The organism is Nocardia sp. NPDC057227, assembly GCF_042669725.1.
Taxonomy (GTDB): domain Bacteria; phylum Actinomycetota; class Actinomycetes; order Mycobacteriales; family Mycobacteriaceae; genus Nocardia; species Nocardia asteroides_A.
Genome location: NZ_JBHUXA010000009.1, coordinates 149,881 through 171,493, shown reverse-complemented (window position 1 = coordinate 171,493; position 21,613 = coordinate 149,881). Strand labels below are relative to the sequence as shown.

General features: G+C 69.3%; 18 protein-coding genes. 6 read left to right on the top strand and 12 right to left on the bottom strand.

The window, feature by feature from the left end; translation table 11 throughout:
- Nucleotides 1-58: 58 nt before the first annotated feature.
- A complete protein-coding gene (locus ACFUJ1_RS15465; protein ID WP_378645964.1) occupies nucleotides 59-1,327 on the bottom strand; it encodes an FAD-dependent monooxygenase in 1,269 nt (422 codons plus the stop codon).
- An 84-nt stretch (nucleotides 1,328-1,411) separates the two neighbouring features.
- Between ACFUJ1_RS15465 and ACFUJ1_RS15460 the strand changes: the two genes are divergently transcribed.
- The 3 genes from ACFUJ1_RS15460 to ACFUJ1_RS15450 all read left to right on the top strand — a co-directional run bounded on the left by ACFUJ1_RS15460 (nucleotide 1,412) and on the right by ACFUJ1_RS15450 (nucleotide 3,565).
- Complete coding sequence (locus ACFUJ1_RS15460; protein ID WP_378645962.1) at nucleotides 1,412-1,987, top strand: TetR/AcrR family transcriptional regulator; 576 nt, start codon at nucleotides 1,412-1,414, stop codon at nucleotides 1,985-1,987.
- Nucleotides 1,988-2,056: 69 nt separating this feature from the next.
- Nucleotides 2,057-2,248, top strand: a complete 192-nt coding sequence (locus ACFUJ1_RS15455) for a hypothetical protein (protein WP_378645960.1) — start codon at nucleotides 2,057-2,059, stop codon at nucleotides 2,246-2,248.
- Nucleotides 2,249-2,323: 75 nt separating this feature from the next.
- Complete coding sequence (locus ACFUJ1_RS15450; RefSeq protein WP_378646109.1) at nucleotides 2,324-3,565, top strand: hypothetical protein; 1,242 nt, start codon at nucleotides 2,324-2,326, stop codon at nucleotides 3,563-3,565.
- A gap of 210 nt (nucleotides 3,566-3,775) precedes the next feature.
- Here ACFUJ1_RS15450 and ACFUJ1_RS15445 read toward each other — a convergent pair whose 3' ends face one another.
- From ACFUJ1_RS15445 to ACFUJ1_RS15405, 9 genes are all read right to left on the bottom strand, one after another.
- The gene (locus tag ACFUJ1_RS15445; RefSeq protein ID WP_378645958.1) at nucleotides 3,776-4,633 is read right to left on the bottom strand and encodes a methyltransferase domain-containing protein; all 858 of its coding nucleotides are present in this window, start codon (nucleotides 4,631-4,633) and stop codon (nucleotides 3,776-3,778) included.
- A 66-nt stretch (nucleotides 4,634-4,699) separates the two neighbouring features.
- Nucleotides 4,700-7,195 carry an ABC transporter permease gene (locus tag ACFUJ1_RS15440; protein ID WP_378645956.1) on the bottom strand — a complete coding sequence of 832 codons (2,496 nt, stop codon included), beginning with the start codon at nucleotides 7,193-7,195 and terminating at the stop codon, nucleotides 4,700-4,702.
- Nucleotides 7,192-8,214: an alpha/beta fold hydrolase gene (locus ACFUJ1_RS15435; protein WP_378645954.1), complete on the bottom strand. Its 1,023-nt coding sequence runs from the start codon at nucleotides 8,212-8,214 to the stop codon at nucleotides 7,192-7,194. The genes ACFUJ1_RS15440 and ACFUJ1_RS15435 overlap by 4 nt, the downstream gene beginning before the upstream one ends.
- Nucleotides 8,211-8,873 carry a DUF6875 domain-containing protein gene (locus tag ACFUJ1_RS15430; RefSeq protein ID WP_378645952.1) on the bottom strand — a complete coding sequence of 221 codons (663 nt, stop codon included), beginning with the start codon at nucleotides 8,871-8,873 and terminating at the stop codon, nucleotides 8,211-8,213. Before ACFUJ1_RS15430 ends, ACFUJ1_RS15435 begins: the two co-directional genes overlap by 4 nt.
- Nucleotides 8,870-9,901 (bottom strand): methyltransferase, encoded by a 1,032-nt coding sequence (locus tag ACFUJ1_RS15425; protein WP_378645950.1) that lies wholly within the window; start codon nucleotides 9,899-9,901, stop codon nucleotides 8,870-8,872. The genes ACFUJ1_RS15430 and ACFUJ1_RS15425 overlap by 4 nt, the downstream gene beginning before the upstream one ends.
- A gap of 12 nt (nucleotides 9,902-9,913) precedes the next feature.
- A complete protein-coding gene (locus ACFUJ1_RS15420; RefSeq protein ID WP_378645948.1) occupies nucleotides 9,914-11,260 on the bottom strand; it encodes a cytochrome P450 in 1,347 nt (448 codons plus the stop codon).
- Nucleotides 11,257-12,306, bottom strand: coding sequence for a UbiA family prenyltransferase (locus ACFUJ1_RS15415; protein ID WP_378645946.1), 1,050 nt, complete (start codon nucleotides 12,304-12,306; stop codon nucleotides 11,257-11,259). Before ACFUJ1_RS15415 ends, ACFUJ1_RS15420 begins: the two co-directional genes overlap by 4 nt.
- Complete coding sequence (locus ACFUJ1_RS15410) at nucleotides 12,303-13,328, bottom strand: pyridoxal phosphate-dependent aminotransferase (RefSeq protein ID WP_378645944.1); 1,026 nt, start codon at nucleotides 13,326-13,328, stop codon at nucleotides 12,303-12,305. Before ACFUJ1_RS15410 ends, ACFUJ1_RS15415 begins: the two co-directional genes overlap by 4 nt.
- Before the next feature lie 25 nt (nucleotides 13,329-13,353).
- Nucleotides 13,354-14,595: an NAD(P)/FAD-dependent oxidoreductase gene (locus ACFUJ1_RS15405; protein ID WP_378645942.1), complete on the bottom strand. Its 1,242-nt coding sequence runs from the start codon at nucleotides 14,593-14,595 to the stop codon at nucleotides 13,354-13,356.
- 664 nt (nucleotides 14,596-15,259) lie between these two features.
- Here ACFUJ1_RS15405 and ACFUJ1_RS15400 point away from each other — a divergent pair.
- From ACFUJ1_RS15400 to ACFUJ1_RS15390, 3 genes are all read left to right on the top strand, one after another.
- Nucleotides 15,260-16,096, top strand: coding sequence for a helix-turn-helix transcriptional regulator (locus tag ACFUJ1_RS15400; RefSeq protein ID WP_378645940.1), 837 nt, complete (start codon nucleotides 15,260-15,262; stop codon nucleotides 16,094-16,096).
- A 47-nt stretch (nucleotides 16,097-16,143) separates the two neighbouring features.
- Nucleotides 16,144-16,908: an SDR family NAD(P)-dependent oxidoreductase gene (locus ACFUJ1_RS15395; protein ID WP_378645938.1), complete on the top strand. Its 765-nt coding sequence runs from the start codon at nucleotides 16,144-16,146 to the stop codon at nucleotides 16,906-16,908.
- Between the two features lie 283 nt (nucleotides 16,909-17,191).
- On the top strand, nucleotides 17,192-17,572 hold the full coding sequence (locus tag ACFUJ1_RS15390; protein ID WP_378645936.1) for a hypothetical protein: 381 nt from the start codon (nucleotides 17,192-17,194) through the stop codon (nucleotides 17,570-17,572).
- Nucleotides 17,573-17,641: 69 nt separating this feature from the next.
- On the opposite strand, the gene ppc is transcribed toward ACFUJ1_RS15390, so the two are convergent.
- Together ppc and ACFUJ1_RS15380 are read right to left on the bottom strand one after the other, a co-directional pair.
- On the bottom strand, nucleotides 17,642-20,404 hold the full coding sequence (ppc, locus tag ACFUJ1_RS15385) for a phosphoenolpyruvate carboxylase (protein WP_378645934.1): 2,763 nt from the start codon (nucleotides 20,402-20,404) through the stop codon (nucleotides 17,642-17,644).
- A gap of 82 nt (nucleotides 20,405-20,486) precedes the next feature.
- A complete protein-coding gene (locus ACFUJ1_RS15380) occupies nucleotides 20,487-21,605 on the bottom strand; it encodes an AAA family ATPase (protein ID WP_378646107.1) in 1,119 nt (372 codons plus the stop codon).
- Between the last annotated feature and the right edge of the window lie 8 nt (nucleotides 21,606-21,613).

Genomic DNA, 21,613 nt, shown 5'->3' with positions numbered 1-21,613 from the left:
GTCCCAGAGGAGACAGTGCGGGGGCGTCTCGCGTGACACCCCCATGCAGTGACTTGGGTCACACTACAGCCGCTGTCGCCTCCTCCGGAGACCACTCCAGCATCGAGGCCATGGCATTCAGCTGCGCCCGCGCCGGGGTATGCCGCAGGACCGCGTCCCGCAGCGCGACCAGTGGGCCCGCCGACAGCTGCCCGGCCCGGCCCATGTGCCGCGCCCGCGCGGCGATCCGCTGCGTGCGGGGGCGGCGCAGGGCGTCGTAGCGGTGCAGGTCGCCGTCGGCGGCGAGGAGCGCGCCGAGCGTGACCGCGTCCTCCAGCGCCTGGCAGGCGCCCTGGCCGAGGTCGGGGGTCATGGCGTGCGCGGCGTCGCCGACCAGGGCGATGCGGCCCGCGGTGAAGCGCGGGAGTGCGGGGAGGTCGTAGATGTCGTGGCGGAGCACCGCGGCCGGGTCGGCGGCGGCGAGGAGTGCCGGGATGGGGTCGTGCCAGTCGGCGAAGCGGCGCTCGAGTTCGGCGAGTTCGCCGTCCACCGGCAGCGTGGAGGCGTCACCGCGGGACTCGGGAGTGCCCGGCGCAGCGCCGAGCGCAGGGGTGGGCACATTCGTAGCGCCGACCACATTCGCGGCGCCAGGTGCGTTGGCGGCGCCAGGTGCGTTGGCGGCGCCGGGCGCGTTCGCGGCGGCCGGGGCGTTCGCGGTGGCGAAGCAGTAGACGCGGCCGCCCGCCAGCGGCGCGAAACCGAAGCGCTGCCCGTGCCCCCAGCTCTCGCCGAACTCGGCGACCGGCACGGCAGGCGTCACCACCGTGCGCCAGGCGGTGTAGCCCGCGTACCGCGGCTCGACCTCCCCCGCCACGGCCCGCCGCACCACACTGCGAATCCCGTCCGCGCCGACGACCAGCTCGGCCGCGCGCTCCCCCTCGGTGGTGACCACCCGCCCGGACTCGTCCGCCGCCGTCACCCCGACCCCGGTGCGCACGACCCCGGCGGGCAGCGCGTCCCGCAGGATCGCCATGAGCTCGGCCCGGTGCACCACGATCGGCTCCCCGAACCGCGCCCGCAGAACCGCGGCGTCCACCCGCAGCAGCGGCCGCCCGGCGGCATCCCGGATCCCGCCGGACGCATCGGAAACGGCCCGCGCCCGCACCGCCGCCCCGACCCCGAGCGCGTCGAGCGCCCGAATCGCGTTGGGCCACAGCGAAAGCCCCGACCCCACTACGGCCTGCTCCGCCGCCCGCTCCAGCACCAGCGGCCGCTTCCCGGCCCGCAGCACGGCCAGCGCCGTCGCCAGCCCGCCGATTCCGCCCCCGGCGATCAGCACCTCGTCCATCCGGCTCACTCCTTCTACTCACTACCGATGTAGTGCAATCTACTACAGAAGTAGTGCCAGACACTACCCCTGTAGTATTCCGGCGTGACCGGCAAACGCACCCTCGTGCTCGACACCGCCCTGCGCCTGCTCGGCGAACGCGGCCCGCGCGCGCTCACCCACCGCGCGGTCGACGAGGCGGCCGGGCTACCCGCCGGCTCGGCCTCGAACTACTTCCGCACCCGCGCGGCGCTGCTCATCGGCATCACCGGGCTCCTGGAGGAGCGCGATCACGCGGCCTGGGAGCGCGCCCCCGCTCCGCGCGACACCGCCGAACTGGTGGCGGTGCTCAGCGCCGTACTCCGGCACGCCGTCACCGCGGACGAACCGGCCACCCTGGCCCGCTACGCCCTCATGCTGGAGGCGCGCGAACTCCCCGAGGTGCGGGAGGCCCTGCGCACCGGGCACATCCGGCTCACCGCCTGGCTCACCGGACACCTGCGCGCCGCCACCGGCGATCCCGCGATCCCGGAGTCCGCGGTCCGCCCGCTGATCGACTACCTCGACGGCTTCGCCCTGCACCACGCACTGATCGGCGGCTTCGACACCACGACGGTGACATCGACGCTGGGCACCCTGGTCACCGCCGCGGGTGAAGCACGCCAGGAACTGGGGGCATGACCGCGACGACGGCCCCTTGTTACCGTCGGCGCTCATCGCATCCACGTGGAGGAACTCTTGTACCGTCCCATGCTGAATGTCATCGCCGGTGGAACGCTCGCCGTCGCCCTCGCCCTGCAGCCCGCGCTCGCCACGGCCGCGCCGAACGAAGTCCCGGTGGCGCCATCGTCCACCGCCTCGACTCCGATCTACGCGCCGTTCGACCCCATCTGCCCCCTCTGCTTCGTCCGTGAATTCTTCGAAAGCCTCTCCGCGCGCTGATAATTCGACCGGCCGGGGCGACGCCCCGGCCGGGTCTCCACCAGGGACCGGACACCGGGAGACACGGTGCAGAACATGGGAAACGGTGACGACCGGGACGCGCCGCCCGTGAACAGATGGCAGCTGGGGCTGACCTGCGCCGCGATCGTCGCGACCGGCTACCTCGTCGCCTGGCTGGTACACGAGCCGGAACCGGCCGCTCCGGCCGGACGCTCCTATATCACTCCGCCGGTCGAGTATCCGGTGCAGATCCCGGGTTGCGATGCGGTGGAACCTCCGCGGCAGCCGCGATTGCTCGGGGCGTCGTACTTCGACGAGTACGAATACGACAATCCTTCCTACCCGTGGTTCTCCGGCCCCAAGGCCGGCGCGATGACGCAGGCGCTGCGGGCCGCGCTGCCCGGCGATGTCGACATCGCCTTCGCCCCGGTAACGAGCTCGCTGGTATTCCAGCCGATCCTGGGAGAACCCCCGGAGGACGAGGGATTCGGCGATTCGACCGCGGCACGCGCCACTCTGCTGCGCAGTGACCGAGCGGGCAGGCTGATGGTGACCGTTCGCCGGTCCGGCACACCGATTCCCCGGTGCGTCGCCGGCGCGCTCGACGAGCGGCGACACCTCCCCGACGGCACGATCATCGATATCCACGACACCTGGTACGAGATCAAGGGGTATCGCACCCTGTCGCGCACCGCCACCGGCTACCTGCCCGACGCGTCCGTCGTGCGCGCGAACGCCACCGGCGAAGCACCGGACGGCCGTGCCCGCGGCGTCCCCCTGACCATCGACGAACTCGTCGCGCTCGTGACCGACCCCGCCCTGCGCGTCAGCACGCCGGTTCCGCCGGGAACGGCGAACCCGCCCGAGTCCTGCATGCGCTACTTGCCACTCGAACCGGTGATCGATCAGGCGCAGGCTCGTCGATGGGATGCGGTGCTGGCGCGGATTCCGCTCGACGGTGTCACCCTGGACCGGCCACTGGGGGCGCTGCTGCCGGGAGAGCGGGGCGGCGTGTGCCAGACGGTTCGCGTGACCACGCCCGGCCTGCAATCGCGATTGATCGTCGAGATCAGCATCGGGAAACCCCTGCCGCAGGAGGCCGATGCGTCCCCGTACGACCGCGCGACACGGCGATTGCCGGACGGGGCGGTGGTCGAGTCCACGGCGGAGCGAACCGCGCCGTTCCGCACCGTCACCGTCACCCGCCCGTCCGGCGTGCAGGTCCGGGTCAGCTCCGCCGACGCCTCCGATGAGCCGCTGCCGTTCGCGATGCTGGAGGAGATCGCCCTCGATCCGGAATTCGAGGTGTCGCGCTGAGGACGATCCCGGGTTACGCGGGCTCGTAATCACGGGCGCCGAATAGCAGAACCCACCGACCGCCGAATACGGCACCGACCGAGCCGTCTTGTCCGGCGGTCCCGGACGAGCAGCGCGGGAAATCCCGGCGCGCCGCCCGGCATTGCTCCCACCATGACCACCACCACCCGCCGCCGAGCTCCGCGACGCCCGGACTGCCGCGGAGAAGCGCTACACCTTGCTGGCGGAGACAAGGGCGATGGTCCCGAAGCCCTGCCGCAGGATCGGCCACTGAAGGCTCGCGCCGACCAGATTGCGATGGGCCTCCGGTGCACGCCAACCCGCCGCGGTGATGAACCGGGACGGGCCCCGGAAGATGCGGGCCGCGCGGTGTAAGCGACGGGCGGAGCGGAGCGCGTGTTCGCGGATATCGCGGATGGAAATGTTCTGGAACCCGACGGATTCGGCCGCGGTATCGAATTCGTCGAATGTATCGAGATCCGGAAATGCCCAGGCGTCGGCCCATTCCATGATCAGGCCTTCCGCATCCTCGGGTAAGTCACGGGAAGTACGGAAGCCGTCCTCGACGGCAATCCGGCCACCGGGTCGCAGAAGTCGGTGAGATTCGCGCAGGAAATCCGCCTTGTTCCGGGCGTAGCAGACGCTTTCCTGGGCCCATACGAAGTCGAACGAATCGGGGGCGAAGCCGGTATCGCAGAAGTCGGAGACCTCGAAGGTGAGCAGATCCGACAGTCCCCGCTCTGCCGCGTATCGGCGAGCCTTGTCTACCTGGAAGGAGCAGAGCGTAATGCCAACCACCTGTGCGCCGAAGGTCTCGGCCAACCAAATAGAAGATCCACCGACACCACATCCGGCGTCGAGAATGCGTGCGCCCTCGGTAATTTGCGCGTGCGCCGCCAATTCCTGATTCATCCGCAGCAGCGAATCGCTGTGGTCGCGGGTTCGCGCATCCCAGAATCCGTAGTGCATCGCGCGGTTTCGCTTATCCATCCAGACGCCGCGATAGTCGTACCAGGACTTCTCGTAGTACTTGACAATGCGATCGTGCTCGAATCTCGTGGTGGTCATGGAATCTCGGCCTCCATTGCTGTTGTCAGCCGTCGGGGTGAGCGACGGCCGGGGAAGAGTTGGGTATCAGTCGGCGGCGACAGCGGCGAGGATGTCGACGCGGGTCGCGCGTATTGCCGGGGGCACCGCGCCCAGCAGGCACAGTGCGATGGCGACGATCGTCGACCACACAGTGGCCGGGGCGAATCGGTAGGTCACATCGATGCCGGTCAGTACCCGCAGCACGGCATCGCCCAGCAGGTGCGCGGCTTCGCCGGCGGCGACGCCGGCCGCACCTCCCACGGCCCCGATCGCGACCGCCTCGACCGCCACCGAGCGGAAGATGAGGCGTCGGGTCGCCCCCATGGCGCGCAGGACACCGATTTCGTTGTACCGCTGCGCGACTGCCAGGACGAGTGTGTTCATGACGGCGAATGCCGCCAGCAGAGCCACGATCCATTGCAGGCCGAGGGCGAACACGCTCGCCTGGGCGATATTCACGACGGCCTTGTCGTAAGCGGCGGGGCCTCGGAACAGACTCGCCTCCGCGCCGAGGTTGTCGCGCAGGCGCTGCCGCAGCGCGTCGGGGTCCGCATCGCTGGCGACATCGACCGTCAGGTACGTCGCGCCGGAACGGTCGAACCGCGCGCGCATAGTGTCGAGATTCATCACGAGAATCCCGGCGTCCGTCGAGAGATAGCCGATGTCGTCGACGATGCGGGCGCGGTAGATGCCGGTGGGCGTGCCGACCGCGATCTCGTCGCCGCGGGCGAGCCCCAGTCGGTCGGCGAGCAGCCGGGAGATCACCACGCCGCGCCCGTCGAGTACGGCGGCCCGGGTATCCGCCGTCAGTAGTGGGGCGACGTTGGCGTTATTGCCCGATTCGATTCCCGCGACTTGGACGCGCAGGCCATCGATGGTCACATAGGCCCACTGTCCTGCGGCGACGCTCGCAACTCCGGGTGTGGCGCGTACCCGTTCGGTCCAGTCCGATGGCAGTGTCACAGCGGGGAATCCGTCGGATCCACTGGCTGTGACGAGCAGGTCCGTATCACGGAGGGGGCGCAGCGTCTCGCCTGCGGAGCGCGTCATATCGCCGAGTGCGCCATGGATCGCGACACCGACCGCGACCGCGACCATCACCGTCATAGCGATAGCCCAGGTTCGGCGCGGTGAGCGCGGTACGGCCGCGGCGGCCAGTCGACCCGCCGAGCCGAACCCGCGGCACAGCCACGCGGCGGCGGCCACCATCGACCGGGCCAGCGCGAGTCCGAGCAGCAGCACGCCGCACAGCAGGACTCCCGCGGCGGCCACCACGAGCGTGCCGTGCACGCGCGCGACGAGATACGGCGCCGCCGCCAGCGTGATGACCGCCAAGGCGGCCGCAGTGACGGCCGAACGTCGTCCGAGCGGTTCGCCCGGGGTCAGCACGGCGGATCGCAGCGCCTCGGTCGGCTGGATCCGATATGCCTGGTGGGCGGCCACGGCGGCGGCCGTGACCGAGATGGCCACGCACAGCCCTACGGCGGCCGGACAGGTGAAGGCCGGTACGTGGAATTCCAGTCGGGCAGAGACGATTCGGAGCAAGAATGGCGGTGTGCGCGCTACCACCCAGCGGCCGGCCAAGAGGCCGAGGGGTATGCCGAGGGTGGCGGCCACTGCGCCGGTCAGGGCGGCCTCGGCCAGCAGATCGCCGACGACCGACCTCCGCCGAGCACCGAGTGCTCGAAGTATGGCGAGTACCGGCCGCCGTTTCGCCACCGCCATACTCGTGGCATTGAACATCAGAAAGGCCGCGATCACGAAGGCCGCCGCGGCCACGAGTGCGGTAATACTGCGTGTCAGCAGCAACGCATTCCGCACCTGCTCGGCCCGGAGCCGGCCGTTCGCCACCACAGCTCGGTGATCCACGGCGTCCGTGATCCGTGCGCGCAGGCCGGCGAGATCGGTGTCGGGTTCCGCGACGACCATGATGGTGTCGATCCGGTCGGCACGGTCGGCCAGCCGCTGCGCCAACGGAAGCGGCGCGGCCAGAAAGTATCCGCCGTTGACCTGTTCGGCGAGATCCGCCGGTGCGACCGCGGCGACAGTGAGGGGCCGCCCCGCGAATTCAACCGTCTGCCCGCGGCTGTACCCCAATTGCGCTCCGGCGATTACCTCGTCGGATCCCGCGAGGAGGCCCGGGTTGTCGCGCAGCTGAGCCAGAAGGGCATCCCGGAGCGGCGAATCCAATTGCAGCACAGATGTATCGACGCCCAGCAGGGTGACCTGCTCAGGCGCTGCGCGAGTGTACTCGAGCATTGGGACGGCGGCACGTACCCCGGGGACGCCGGCCACGACCCCGGTCAGCGACTGGTCGAAACCGGTGTCGGTGAAACCGAGTACCGACAGTTCGGCACTGCCGGTGAGACCGTGCGCGAGTCGGTCGGCCGATCCGGTGAGCGAGCCGTACACCGTGATGACGGTGACCAGCAGTGCGGCGGCGATGGCGAGCATGCCGAGGAGCGCGATGCTGCGCGCGGCGTTGGCGGTGGTGTCGCGCCATCCGAGTACGCGCAGTCGACCGAGCGTCGCGCCGATCATGACCCCGCCGACCTCATGTCCCGGCCCGCGACGTCGCCGACGGGCCCTGCGGCCTCAGGTGACGGTGCCACAGGTTCGGGCGCCCGCGCCGAGGACCGTGTGGTGGGTTCGAGGGAGTCGACGAATTCGCACAGAACATCGACAAGCAGTTCTGGATGGGAGTACGGGGCCCAGTGCCCGGTCGCGATCACCCGCATGGACAGCCGAGGGGCGATGCGACCCACATCCTCGAGCGCTGCCCGGCGAATGAGCAGATCTCGGCGCGGGATGATCAGCCGCACGGGTACCGCGGTGGGTCGACGGCGGGCCCGGAACAGCCGCACTGGGAGGGCATTCGCGCGATAGAGCCGGATCCCGTTGGCTGCGTCCATGCCGAAGTCCGGCGCGAGCGTGACCCGATCGGTGGCAATCCCGTCGGACACCCGTAGCAGCAGCCGATACAGCGGGGCACTGACACCCAGCCGACCCAACTGTCGCACCAGCCATGGAATACCTGGGAGCGCGAAGACAGGTTGGTAGGCGAAGCAGAGCATCTGAGCCAGCACCTGGACCAGACCGGTGGGTGTCGGGCGGACCAGCCGCGCGCGCACCCACAGCGCCAACTGGTCGATATTGAATCCCGACATGGGCAGGAAGGCGGTGATGCGCTGCTGGGCCTGCGGATCGCACACCACGTCCCAGGCGGTCAGCGCACCCCAGTCGTGGGCCATGAGGTGAACCGGCTTGTCCGGGCTGACGGCATCGATGACCGCGAGCAGGTCGGCGGCATAGTCGGCGACCCGATACGCGCCGTACGCGGTCGGTTTCGAGCTGCCACCGTGACCGCGGCAGTCGTAGGTCACCACATGGAAGCGGATGGCGAGCCGCTCGGCCACGGCATCCCACAGCTGATGGGCGTCGGGCCAGCCGTGCACCAGCACCACGGTGTCGCGGTTCGAGGTCCCGGACTCGTACACCGCGAGATCGACAGCGCCGTTGCGCACCATTCGTTCGACGGGGGCGGCCTGGTCGGCGGTCAAGATCGTCCCTCCGTCGCGGCGGAGAACTCCGCCGGTTGCCTGCACCCGTACTGTCGGGAGGCTGCCGAGTACAGTCCGCGCAGCTGTGGGCTCACCCGGCCGCCGCCGTGGTACCGATGCCCGAATCGCTGCCGATATTGTTCGAACCAAATCGGGTCTTCGTGCAGAAAAAGAAGGTCGTGCAACGCCATCGGCCGGACGGCGAATAGTGGATAAGGCGCCCGGTTCACCGGGAACAGCGCATTGTGGACGGCGGGTTCGGTGCACGCCGGATGGAATTGCCCGAGCATGTAGCCGCGCGCCGCCACTCTGGTTTTGGCGCGACGGTGTCCGTCGTCGATCAGCCACCACGCCGACCCCGGTAGTCCGATGACAGGAACCACCAGGGTGTGCAGATCGCCGGGGCGCGCATCGGGCACGCTCGCGTGGAAGTGGTCGAGAATGGCGTCGATCAGCCCGGCCATACGGGAGATGTCCGGTTGTCCCCGCCAACGGTGCTGTCGCACCGACAGCGAGCCTGCCTTGAGGGCCGGGATGACGAAGGGGCACACCGGCCCATCGCGGCCGAGCAGCGGATGGGGTCGACCCACATAGTCGACAAGCCAGTGTGAAACCGTGTCGGCGACAACGGAATCGGGATCAGACAGTAAGTAGGTCATCCGGCCGCCACGGACTCGATGAGGCAGCTGCCGCCGAATCGGGTCACGGCGATGACCGCCAATCCCGCTGTCGCGTGCAATTTCTCGTATTCGGCGATCGTGCGTTCACGCCCGGAGGTGACGGTCGCCATATACAGGCCCATAATTGCGGCCATGCGGTCGTCGTCCGACACCGGTGGCTGCTCACCGCGATAGTGTTCGACGACGGCCAATCGCGCGCCGGTTGTCATGGCGGACCGGCAATTCGACAGTATGCGCACACATACCTCGTCACTCCAGTCGTGACAGATGTGCCGCATGATCATAAGGTCGTCGGCGCGAGGCTCGAGGTCTAGTGCGGTCGTGAAATCGCCGACTGCGCAGACGCATCGACCGGACAGGCCAGCCGCACTCATCCGGGCGCGGGCTCGTCCGACCGCGACAGGACGGTCGATGACGACACCGGTGTGCCGGGGTAGCAGGGTCAGCAACTCGGCCACCAGATAGCCATCACCGCCGCCGATATCCACAATGCGCCCGCAGTCCCGGCTTCGGACAACCGCGGTGATCGCTGCCAGATCCAGATCCAGCCCGCGTGCCTGCGAGTCGTCGAAGATAGCCCGCATACTCGGATTTCGATCGATCTCGTCGAAGAACGAGCGTCCATCGGCGCTGTCGAAGGCGGGTGCTCCGGTGCGCAGCGTCGATTCCAGACCGTCCCACGCGTGGCCGACCACGCCGCGCACAAGTAGCGCGGTGGGCAGTGCCGAGCCGGGCCGGTCGGCGCGTAGATACTCGCCCCGCTCGGTGAGCCGCACCGTTCCGTCATCGACGGTGCGAACCAGCCCGAAGGCGGCGAGCAGTCGCAGCAGATCATCGAGGCGATCCGGGACGGTGCCGGTTTGTTCGCTCAGTGCACCTGCCGTGCATCCGGAATCGCCGATCAGTTCCGGGCAGCCCAAATCGGCGAAGGTGCAGATCGCTTCGGAGACCAGCCGCCCGTAGATGAGGAACCGGACGGCCGTCGCATCGTCGAAATCGGAAACCATAGGCTCGCCTCACTATTCATGGCACGGGGTGAACCGCACCGGCAGACCGCCCGCGATCATCGGCGCCAGCCCCGGGGTCTCGGTCGGCATCCAGCCCGGCGGCAGCTCGAGTCGATAGCGGCGGGTGATCACAGACAAGAGATATTGCGCCTGCAGATAGGCCAATTGGGTGCCCAGACACCGGTGTGGACCGGATCCGAAGGTCAGATAGGCCAGCATGGGCCGCTCGCCCCGCGGCGCGGGTTCGTAGAAGCGAAGGGGTTGAAAGTCCTCGGGATCCGGCCACCAGCGCGGGTCGCGATGGATGGTCGACAGCGGGAAGGCCAGCGGGGTGCCCCTCGGTATGTCGAATCCGGCGGTGGTCGAGTCGGCCGCGGCGATTCGCAGCAGCGGGGGCGAGCTCTGTAGGCGCAGGGACTCCTCGAAACACGCTCTGGCCCAGCGTAATCGGCGAACAGATTCGACTGCGTGGTCGCCTGTGTCGCAGTCGACGATTTCCGCACGGAGCCGGTCCAGGGCCGCCGGATGCATTAGTACCCGAGCGAAGGTTTGTGACAGTGCGGCCGTCATCGATCCGTACGAGGCGGAGAGCAGCATGACCAGTTCATTGGTGATGGCCGCATCGTCGAGACCCTGGTCCGCGCGTGATCGGACCGCCAGGAGCGCGCCGAGCACATCGTCGCGGGGCTCGGTGCGGGCGCGGCGGGCCTGTACCCGCGCGCCGATCACTCGGTACAACTGCACCAGTGCGGTCGCGGGCAACCGGTTCGGGCCGCGCAGGATATTCGGCGGACCGGCCATGAGCCGGAGGAAGCCGAATGCGCCGGTGCCCAGTCGAACTCCCTGATCGACGGTTCTAACCTCGGCTGGGGTAAGCGGTTCGGTGAATACCGCCCCGATCATTCCCAGGAGCAGCAGCCGGTGCAGGACCCGCTGGAGATCGACGGTGCCGTCGACCCCACGAGCCTGGTCGATCTCGGTATCCAGCCGGGTGTCGTAGACCTCGGCGACAGCGGCGAATGTGCGCGCGAGTCTTCCCCCGCCGAACATCGAGACCAGGGCCGAGCGTTTCTCTCGAAATGCCTCACCCTCCTGAAAAGACAAGCCGCCGAGACGGTTCCGAAACGGGACCTGGTAGCCGAGCTTCTGGTACCGGCCGTCGGTGTCGTTGAGATACCGGGCCGCGTCGTCGGGGTGTCCGAATACCACCACATCGCGGAGGGGGAACCGCAGGCGACAGACATCGCCGTGTGTGCGGATCGTCTCTCGTACAAAGGTTTCGCGATCTCGGCTGAAGGCGCGCAGCGTGCCCAGCGGGCCGTGTTCCGACGGACCCGGGATATGGTCGAGCCGCCTCATCTGACCGAGTCCTGCTTGGTGCGAGTATCCAATCGCAGCGCGTCGGCGATCGCGATGAGTGCCATGCCGACCAGCACGACCGTTACGTTCGCGGCGGTGCAGTCCAGCAGCAGTATCAGCGAGGCCAGGAATCCCGCGGATACCAGCATGTCGGTGCGCAGCACATTGTTTCCCGCCGTCATGGTGTCGGCGCGGATCAGCCGGATGCCCTGCCAGATCACGATCGGCAGCCACAGCAGTGTGAACAGCGCGCGGGGCGGAAATGCCTCGAGTGCCACCGGTACGGCAATGCCCGCGTAGGCGATGATCGAGGCCACCGCCGCGGTGCGCGCGGCGCGGTCGCGCGATCCGGTGACCGTCGCCGAGGTGGACAGCCGGGCGCCGGCATCACCCTCGAAGTCGGGCACGTTCTTCACCAGACCCTTGGCGCAGAACCACAGCAGCAGGTAGAGGCTGGCGAACAGCAGCGCCGAATCCAGCGCCCGGACGCCGATATCGGGTGCCAGCGCGGCAATGCCGGCGAATGGGTAGGCGATGACGGTGGCGAACATCAGGATTCCCAGGACGGGACGCTCCTTGAGTCGCAATGGCCGACACGAGTACTGGTGGGCGCCGATGAGCGCGACGATCGAGGTGAGCAGGAAGGCGGGGCTGACGCAGGCGGCTGCGGCCACCACGAGCGCGCACAGCACGTAGGTGTCGCGCAGCAGCCGTTTCCGGCCGTACCGGCTCAGGTGGAAGACCCGCGCCGGCATATTGGCGCTGTCCTCTTCGATATCGGTATAGATATTGAACAGGTTCGCGATCGCGCCGACGACGAAGAAGACTGCCAATCCGATCGCGGTACGCCAGGTTTGCTCGATCCCCGTGAACTCCGCCCCGAGTTGAAAGGCGAAGATCATGGGAACGCAGGTGCGCGGGCGGGAGAACGCGACATAGAGCCGAGCTCGCAGCGGCCACGACAGCCGTTGCTCACCCGTCGACTCGCGAACCAGCGTAACTCGTTGTGCGACCGGCATGGCCAGAAAGTCGGCGAAGGTGGTCATAGCAATTCCTCCGACGTACAGCTTGTGCGATGCTCGAGTGCGTGCGATATCGCGGCCACATCCGATGCGCTGGTGGCGGTGATGCGGATGCCATCGGCGGGAAACTCGCGTACCGCGATGCCGTGTGCGGCGAGGGTGGTGACCAAGCGGTGTGGCGACGGCGTGGGTAGCCAGACAAAATTGCCGTATGAGGCCGGTACCGGGTAACCGTGTTGGCGCCCCAGGGTAATGAGTGCGTAGCGCGCCCGCTGAACGTCGGCAACGCGCCGGCTCAGCTGTTCGGGTAGCCGCAGTGATGTGATCGCCGCCGTAGCGGCCAGCCTGCCGACCTCGTACGGGAGTGCGGTGGCGTGCAGCCGGCCGATGAGCGCCCGATCGCCCACCGCATAGCCGACCCGCAGTCCAGCGAGCCCGTGCGCCTTCGAAAATGTCCGGGTCACCACCAGATTGGGATATCCGGCGAGCAGTGCCAGGGTGTCGGCGTCGCGATGATATTCGTCGAAATCGATATACGCCTCGTCCAGCACCACCAGGATGGTGGCCGGAATGCGATCGATGAAATCGGCCACGGCGGCGGCGCGCACCGTCTCACCGCTCGGATTGTGGGGTGAGGTCAGCAGTACCGCACAGGTATCCGGCCCGACCGCGGTGGCCAGGGTGTCGAGCGGCTGCCACGCGCCGGAATGGCCCGGTACCGGTCGCGGCGACGCACCGGCCGCCCGGACCAGAACCTGGTACCCGGTGAAACCAGGTGCCGCGTACACCACGTGAGACCAGGGCCGGGCGACGAGACGCAGGATGGCCTCCAGGACGGCTGAGCTCCCGTGACCGGCGAATACCCGATCCGTTGAGATGTCGAGTCGTGCGGCAATTTCCGCGCACAGCCGCTCCGCCATGGGGTCCGGATAGCGGGCGATTCGATCAAGTTCGGCGACGACCGCGTCGCGTACCCCGGGCAGTGGGCCGTGGGACAGTTCGTTATTGGCGAGATCCAGGGTTCGGAGTTCGCTGGTGGTGTCCATGTGAGCCTTCGGATTCGGTTGTCGCTCAGCCGACGTCACGCAGGACGGGGTCGACCACCGCACCCGATATCGGGTCGGGACCGTCGCTGTACCCACGCAGCGTGTCGCGTCCGTAGGCTGCGCGAACGGCCAGCCGGCGAATCGGTGCGTGGTCGAGCGCTCTCACCACCAGGCCGATCCGCGGTGGATTACCAATGGCGCGAAAAGCATTGCGCGCTAACCCGTACTGCAGGCCCCAGCGGCGGCGTAGCGCGCGCTGATACGCCGACAGATCGTGCGGGCCGCCCGCGATCAATGCCGCGACAGCACAATCACCCGCCTCCAGTCCGGATTGCACGGCTTTCGAGATGCCCGCCCCATTGGTTGGTTTGATCGCGCCCATGGCATCACCGGCGAGTAGCAATCCCGGACGCCACGGCGGCCAGGCGTTGAAGCCCATCGGCAGTCGCCATGCCTGTACGGCGCGAGCCTTGCGCAATTCGGCGACCTCCGGCAGCTGCCATTCCGGCGGGAGGCTCTTCATGAAGTCCGCGAGCATCCCGACCAGATTGATGTCGCGCCACTGACGGAAGGTCGTGAGGTAGCCCGCACCGACATTGATCCGCCCGTCCCCGAGCGGGAATACCCAGCCGTAGCCGGGTATGTAACGCTTGCCGAAACGCAGCGGCATATGGATCTCGAAGGACGGGTCGTGTGGGCGCATCGACGACATTTCCGCACGCACCGCGACGCCGACCGGACCAGAGATTCGGCTTTCCAGTCCCATCGCCTTCTTCATAGGTGAGTACGCACCGTCGGCCACGATGACAATATCGGCCCGGATGCGCTCAGTGGACGACCGCGCGGTGCGGACCTCGACGCCGGTTACGAGATCGCCGGTGCGGATCGGCGCGATGGCCTCGCAGGACTGCCGCACCTCGGCGCCGACATTCGCCGCGTGGGTGAGCAGCAGCTCATCGAGTTCGAGCCGACGGGCCACCCGCCCGAAATTCGGTAGACCTGGGCGATCCGGCCAGCGCACCTGCCAACTGCTGTGCCCGCGAATCTTGAGATATTCGACGGTCGGGAACCGCTCCAGCTCCGCGCCAAGGCCCATACCCTCCAGCACGCTCAGCGCGCGCGGTGTCAGACCGTCGCCACAGGGTTTGTCGCGGGGGAAACGTGCCTTGTCCACACAGAGCACCGAGGCTCCCGCGGCGGCCGCCTGCCAGGCCGCCGCCGAACCGGCGGGGCCGCCGCCGACCACGACGATGTCGTACTTCTTCATCTGTTCACCATTTTCGAGCAATAATCTCTTGATCCGCTACCTGACCATCAGTTGCTTACGGTTGGCGGCGGCATGAACGCGTGATAATTCCGCGCCCAGTTCCTCAGGCTGAAGAGTCCGAGGCGTCGCTGGTTTCAGTAGAAGCAGGGCCCATCGGGCAATCGGTGTAGACGCCGATGGCTATCCATAATGACGACACCCGCCTCGGCCGAGGCGACGGCGGTGCCTGCGGTCAGCTGCGGCCGTGACCGCTCCGAGCTGGACATAGCGACGCATAGGTGAACCTCCGCGGCATCGACGTGCGGCACAATCGGGTGACCGCGCACACGCCTGTCAGTTGCCTTGAAAGTTAGTAGTCCGTCGAATTTCCGCAAAGACCCTAATGTCGTTGGCAACACGACGTGGCCGAGGGCAGCCTGACATCTTCAGCTGAGTTTTCGTGGGTCGAAGGTCGCGCTCGGCCTGGTCATTTGTGAACCCAACCTGCAGTGCGCTGACCACCTTCATCAGGGTGAACCAAGTCGGGTAGGTCGTCCGAGGTCAGGCGGACAGCGCAATCGAGACGGGCGGCCGGGCCGGATGTGCTGCGAACAGACTCAGGGGGTAGCCACACCGGGTGCGCGGCACGGGAAGGCGCGGGCTGCCCCCCGGCGTTGCTCCCACCATGACCACCAGCCGCCGCGCCGAACTCCGCGACTTCCTGCGCAGCCGCCGTGCCCGGCTCACCCCCGCCGACGTCGACCTGCCCGCGGTGGGGCGGCGGCGCACCCCCGGATTGCGCCGCGAGGAGGTCGCCGCGCTGGCCGGCGTCGGGGTCTCCTGGTACACCTGGCTCGAGCAGGGCCGCCCGGTCAACGCCTCCCCCGCCGTGCTGGACGCGATCGGCACGGCGCTGCGGCTCGACGCCCCGGAGCGCGCACACCTGTACCTGCTGTCCGGCGCCAATCCCCCGGTGCCCGCGCCGGTCACCCCCGAGGTGCGCCCCGAACTCCGCCGCCTGGTCGAGGGCTGGTCACCGCGCCCGGCCATCCTGCGCGACCGCTACTGGAATCTGCTCGCCGTGAACGACGCCGGCCACGCCGCCTTCGGCTACGACGAGAGCGCCCGCAACTGCCTGCTCGCCTTCTTCACCCACGCCCGCTACCGGCTGGCGCACGAGGCATGGGCGAGCGCCGCGCCCGGCGTGGTCGCGGCGTTCCGGGCCGATGCCGCGCACGCGGCCGACGATCCCGGATTCCACACCGTCATCACCGAACTCGGCGCCCGCAGCGCGGAGTTCGCCGAGCTCTGGGCACGGCACGATGTGGCGGCGCCGGTGCAGGCGGTGAAGGAGGTTCGCCATCCGGAGCTGGGCGCGCTCACCTTCGACACCACCACCCTTGCCGTCGTCGACCGGCCCGGCCAGTTCCTCGAGCTCTACGATCCGCGGCCGGGCACCCCGACCGCACAGCGCATGGCGATCCTGACCGCCGGTCACAGCGTGGTGGTGGCGGACCCATGATCAGTGCGCTCTGGCACCGACGCCGCGCACCGGCCAGCCTGGATCCCATGACGCACAACGCCTCTCGATTCCCCGGATCCGTCGCGCTGGTGACCGGCGGCACCAGCGGCATCGGCTTCGCCATCGCCCGCCGCCTGCTCGACGAGGGCGCGCGGGTGGTGATCACCGGCCGCGACGAGCACCGGCTCGCCGCCGCCGCGGCCGAGCTCGGCGAGCGCGCACTCCCCGTGCGCGCCGACGTCGCCGAGCTCGGCGACCTGAACGCGCTCACCGAGCGGATCCAAGCCCGCTTCGGGCGGCTCGACGTCCTGGTGGCCAATGCCGGAATCGCCGCCTTCCGGCCGGTCACCGAGGTCACCCCCACCGAGTTCGACACCTTCGTCGCCACCAACCTGCGCGGCGTGTACTTCACCGTGCAGCAGACGATCCCGCTGCTCGCGGCGGGCGGCGCGGTGGTCGTCAACGCCTCATGGACGCGGCTGCGCGGGCTGGCGGGCGGCTCACTGTACAGCGCGACGAAGGCGGCGGCGCACAACCTGGTGCAGACGCTCGGGGCCGAGCTGGCACCGCGCGGCATCCGGGTGAACGCGGTCAGCCCCGGTTACATCGCGACGCCGATGTACCACGCCAACGTCACCCCGGCGGCGGCCGCCGTCGTCGCAGCGGAGGTCCCGCTCGGGCGCCCCGGCACGGCTGATGAGGTCGCTGCGGCGGTCGCCTTCCTCGCCTCCTCCGACGCCGCCTACATCACCGGCCAGGACCTCGTGATCGACGGTGGCCTGGTCGCAGCCGCACCCCGTGCGCTCGGCTGAGCGCTACCCCGCCTTCCATGAGCTGCGAGAACCATTTCCGCCATGGTGCCGCAACAGGGCGTGCCGAACCGGCGGAAGGGCGACGAACGACATATCCGAGCCGCTTTCGCCGGCATCGAGAAATCGATTCACCGGTGCGCCGTGCCCAACCGAGGTCATCCGATCAGCCGACAGCGCAGGGCCGAGCGCGCTGCGATGCTTACCGAGCCGGATGTCATTCCGCCCGAAAACAATGGTCCGAGTTCGGCATGCGATGTAGAGCCACCGACGAAAGGGAAACTCGATGAAGTCGTTCCTCCGCGCAATCTTCGCAGCAACCGCACTTCTTTTTCTGTTGACGTTGACCAGTCCGGGCGTTGCCAGCGCGAACACCTACAGCGAGAAGAACTCGGGTAGCGACTACATCACGACATCGACCACACTGAAATTCGGAAACCCGCACGGCAACTTCCGGCTCCGCGTGTGGGTGTCGAAGAACGCGGGCACCGCGAACGGGACCATCAACGACAAATACTCCATCAAGCTGTACGACAACAGCAACCGCTTGCTCTGGAGCGCCGGGAACCAGGGAGACCGGACCTACGATATCGGAGGCAATGTGACGAGGATCGAACTCGTCCGCAACGCCGCGCAGGGGGCGAGCACCAACTGGCAACGCCAGTAGTCGATCGTCGCTCGGGCGAATATCGCCGACTCGCACGATCCCGATGGGCCGAGGTGCGCTGGGGACCGGCTACCCCGAGTTCCGCAGCGCCGTCGCCAGTCCGTTCATCGTGAGCAGGATCCCGCGCTTGACCAGTTCCTGATCGTCCCCCGCACGCAACCGGCGCAGCAGCTCGACCTGCATCTGGTTCAGCGGCTCCAGGTACGGGAAGCGGTTGTGGATGGACTCCGCCAGCGAGGCGTTGTCGTCCAGCAGGAAATCGTTGCCGGTGACGGCGGCGTGCATGCGGATGGTGCGGGCGTGCTCGTCCCGGATCATGCCGAAGATACGGTCGCGTAGTGCCGCATCCTCGACCAGCTCCGCGTACCGCTCGGCGATGGCGAGATCGCTCTTGGCGAGCACCTGGGCGAGGTTGGAGAGCACGGTGCGGAAGAACGGCCAGCGGCGGTAGAGGTCGGTCAACACCGCGAGCCGGTCCGGGTCACCGGCCACCCACTCCTCGAGCGCGGTGCCGGTGCCGTACCAGCCGGGCAGCATGACCCTGGCCTGGCTCCAGGCCATCACCCACGGGATGGCGCGCAGGTCGGAGACCGAGCTGGTGGGTTTGCGCGAGGCCGGGCGGCTGCCGATGTTCAGGTCGCCGACCTCGGCGACGGGGGTGGACTGCCGGAAGTACTCCACGAACCCGGGCTCGTCGTGTACCAGCGCGGCGTAGGCGGCGCGGGCGCGGGCGGCCAGCTCGTCCATGAGCTCGTAGGAGGGTTCGGCGGCGGGGCCGAGGCCCTCGACGTCGAGCAGCGTCGACTCCAGCGTGCCCGCGATGAGCGACTCCAGATTGCGGTGCGCGGCACTCGGTTCCGCGTACTTGGCGGCGATCACCTCGCCCTGCTCGGTGAGGCGGAGCGCGCCGCGCACGGCGCCCGCGGGCTGGGCGAGGATGGCGTCGTAGCTGCGGCCGCCGCCGCGGCCCACGGTGCCGCCGCGGCCGTGGAAGAGCCGCAGCTTGATCCCGGTTTTGCGGGCCACCTCGACCAGTTCCAGCTCGGCCCGGTAGAGCGCCCAGTTGGCGGCGAGGTAGCCGCCGTCCTTGTTGGAGTCGGAGTAGCCGAGCATGACCTCCTGGCGCAGCCCGGCGCTCGCCACCAGCTCCCGGTACACGGGGACCTCCAGTGCCGCGGCCAGGGTCGTGGCGCCCGCGGCCAGGTCCTCGATGGTCTCGAAGAGCGGAACGATGCCGACCGGCGAGGATGCCGGGCTGCCCGGATCGAGGATGCCGGCCTCCTTGAGCAGCAGCGCCGTCTCCAGCATGTCGCTGACCGAGGTGCACATGCTGATGACGTAGTTCGGCACCGCCTCCGCGCCGAAGGTGGCGATCACCTCGGCGGCCGCGCACACGATGCCGAGCTCCTGGGTGGTCTTCTCGCTCAGCGCCGCGTGCGGTCCGAGCAAGGGCCTGCGGGTGCGGAGTTCGGCGGCGAGCAGCGCGACCCGCTCGTCCTCCGGCAGGCTCGCGTAGTCGGCGTGCACGCCTGCCCAGGCCAGGATCTCGGCCACCACCTGCTCGTGCACCTCGGAGTTCTGCCGCATGTCCAGGCTCTGCAGGTGGAAGCCGAAGGTCTCCAGGGCGAAGCGGAGCGCGGCGAGCCGGTCGTCGGCGAGCAGGCCGTCGCCGGCGGCGCGCATGGATTCATCGACCGCGTCGAGATCGTCCAGCGCCTGCTGCGGGGTGTCGTACGGCTCGGCGCCCGCATCCGAGCCGTGCACCGGCGCGGCGCCGAGCGCGCGCACCGCGGTGGCGGTCAGCCGGTTCCGGATGGCGTGCAGCGCACGGCGGTACGGCTCGTCGGCGTGCGTCTCCTGCTCCGGGTAGCCTGCCGCGGCCAGCCCGGCCACCCGCTCGGAGACCGGGACCAGCCGGGCCGACTGGGCCAGTACTTTCTCCAGCTCGGCCAGCTCGCGCAGGTACCGCTCGAAGGCGACGCTCGCGGCCTGCCCGGCCGCGGTGCGCACCACGTCGGCGGTGACGAACGGATTGCCGTCGCGGTCGCCGCCGATCCAGGAGCCGGGGCGCAGGATCGGCCGCGGGAGCAGCTCGACGCCGGGCCACCGGGTCCGCAGCGCGGCCCTGACCTCGGCATTGATCGCCGGGATGACGTCGAAGAGGGTGAGTTCGTAGTAGCGCAGCCCGACCGCGATCTCGTCCTGGATCCGCAGCCGCGCCAGCCGGATCAGCGCGGTGCGCCACAGCGCGAGCACCTGCCGCCGGATATCGAGTTCCAGCGCGGCGCGCTCCCGCTCGCCCTCGGCGAAGCGGCCGCGCTGCCGCATCAGCTCGGTGATCCTGGCCTGGCCGTCGAAGACGGTGCGCCGCCTGGTCTCGGTCGGGTGCGCGGTGATCACCGGGGCGACGAGGGCGTCGGCGAGCAGGTCGGCGACGGTCCGGCCGTCCAGCGCGGCGGCGTCCAGCTTGCGATAGGTGGCCGCCAGCGAGGAGTCCTGCGGCGGCTCGCCCGCGCCGATGTGCACGGCGCGGCGGCGGTCGCGCTGCAGATCCTCGGCCAGGTTGGCGAGCAGCACGAAGTAGCTGAAGGCGCGGATCAGCGGGATCGCCACCGCCACGTCGACCCCGCGCAGCATCTCCGCGACGGCGCTGCGGTCCACCTCCTCGCGGCGGATCCGGAACGCCTCCTTGCGCACCCGCTCGATGAGGTCGAAGACCTCCGGCCCCTCGTGGTCCCGGATCGTGTCGCCGAGCACCTCGCCGAGGAAGCGGATGTCGTCGCGCAGCGGCCGGATGGCCTCGGGTTCGGTCTCGATCCTCGGGTCGCTCATACGCCGAGACTATTGCGGCGACGGCCGCCCCGATATGCGACGCGGCGCACATCGGGGGGAATTCACACGCTGGTCACGCCGATCAGCGCATGGGCCAGGCCCACGGTGGCTCATCCAGCAAACCCTGGCCCGCCAGGTAGGTGCGGCCGTCGTCCTTGCGCAGCTCCAGCACCGAGGCCCGCTCCTCCCGCGCGAAGGCGGTGAGCAGCGCGGGGGCGTGCGTCACCACGATCACCTGGGTGTGCGCCGACGCGGTGACGATGAGATCGGCGAGCGCGCTCATGAGCTCGGGGTGCAGGCTGGTCTCCGGCTCGTCCAGCACCAGCAGCTCCGGCGGGCGCGGGGTGAGCAGCGCGGCCACCACCAGCAGGTAGCGCAGGGTGCCGTCGGAGAGCTCGGCGGCCTCCAGCGGGCGGCGCAGCCCGGCCTGGTGCAGCCGCACGGTGAACCGGCCCGCGTGCGCGGCCACCTCGACCCGGCTGCCGGGGAATGCCTTGTCGACGGCGGCGTCCAGCTCGACCGCGTCGCCGATCTCCCTGATGGTCTGCAGCGCGGCGGCCAGGTCGGCGCCGTCGTGGCCGAGCCGGACCGTGCGGGTGCCGATCTGCGGGGCCCGCGCGGGGGCGCCCGCGTCGGTGCGCAGCCGGTCGTAGAAGCGCCAGCCGCGCACCCGGTCGCGGACGCTGAGCAGGTCGGGGGCGCGGCTCGGGTCGGAGAGCTCGCCGAGCATGCTGTCGAAGGAGCGCAGTGTGTGCGGCACGGTGTTCCAGCGCCTGCCCGTGCGGACCCGGACCACCGGGCCTGCCCGCTCGGTGAGCACCGTGGCCGGGCGCAGCATCGGCCCCGACCACACCGCCTCCGCCTTGATCTCCGGGTCGCGGTCGAACAGGGAGTCGGCGGGCGCCGGGATGCCGAGGTCGGCGGCGTAGCCGAAGTCGTCCGCGGCGAAGCCGACGCGCAGCGCCACCGGGGTGCCGTCCGCGGGGCGCCCCGGCCCGGCCCACAGCGTGGAGTCCAGCCCGCCCTCCCTGGCCAGCGCCGCCACCGCGCCGTTGCTGGCGAACTCGGCGAGCAGCCGCAGCACCCGGTACAGGCTCGATTTGCCGCTGCCGTTCGCCCCGGTGACCGCGGTGAGCGGGGTCAGCGGCACGATGAGGTGACGCAGGGACCGGTAGTTCTCGACGGCGAGGACGGTGAGCACGTCGGCCA

Bases quoted from the DNA above. Each gene is read 5' to 3' on its own strand.
- ACFUJ1_RS15465 (WP_378645964.1), bottom strand. From the start codon at position 1,327: ATGGACGAGGTGCTGATCGCCGGGGGCGGAATCGGCGGGCTGGCGACG.
- ACFUJ1_RS15455 (WP_378645960.1), top strand. From the start codon at position 2,057: ATGCTGAATGTCATCGCCGGTGGAACGCTCGCCGTCGCCCTCGCCCTG.
- ACFUJ1_RS15450 (WP_378646109.1), top strand. From the start codon at position 2,324: ATGGGAAACGGTGACGACCGGGACGCGCCGCCCGTGAACAGATGGCAG.
- ACFUJ1_RS15445 (WP_378645958.1), bottom strand. From the start codon at position 4,633: ATGACCACCACGAGATTCGAGCACGATCGCATTGTCAAGTACTACGAG.
- ACFUJ1_RS15440 (WP_378645956.1), bottom strand. From the start codon at position 7,195: ATGATCGGCGCGACGCTCGGTCGACTGCGCGTACTCGGATGGCGCGAC.
- ACFUJ1_RS15430 (WP_378645952.1), bottom strand. From the start codon at position 8,873: ATGACCTACTTACTGTCTGATCCCGATTCCGTTGTCGCCGACACGGTT.
- ACFUJ1_RS15425 (WP_378645950.1), bottom strand. From the start codon at position 9,901: ATGGTTTCCGATTTCGACGATGCGACGGCCGTCCGGTTCCTCATCTAC.
- ACFUJ1_RS15420 (WP_378645948.1), bottom strand. From the start codon at position 11,260: ATGAGGCGGCTCGACCATATCCCGGGTCCGTCGGAACACGGCCCGCTG.
- ACFUJ1_RS15415 (WP_378645946.1), bottom strand. From the start codon at position 12,306: ATGACCACCTTCGCCGACTTTCTGGCCATGCCGGTCGCACAACGAGTT.
- ACFUJ1_RS15410 (WP_378645944.1), bottom strand. From the start codon at position 13,328: ATGGACACCACCAGCGAACTCCGAACCCTGGATCTCGCCAATAACGAA.
- ACFUJ1_RS15405 (WP_378645942.1), bottom strand. From the start codon at position 14,595: ATGAAGAAGTACGACATCGTCGTGGTCGGCGGCGGCCCCGCCGGTTCG.
- ACFUJ1_RS15400 (WP_378645940.1), top strand. From the start codon at position 15,260: ATGACCACCAGCCGCCGCGCCGAACTCCGCGACTTCCTGCGCAGCCGC.
- ACFUJ1_RS15395 (WP_378645938.1), top strand. From the start codon at position 16,144: ATGACGCACAACGCCTCTCGATTCCCCGGATCCGTCGCGCTGGTGACC.
- ACFUJ1_RS15390 (WP_378645936.1), top strand. From the start codon at position 17,192: ATGAAGTCGTTCCTCCGCGCAATCTTCGCAGCAACCGCACTTCTTTTT.
- ppc (WP_378645934.1), bottom strand. From the start codon at position 20,404: ATGAGCGACCCGAGGATCGAGACCGAACCCGAGGCCATCCGGCCGCTG.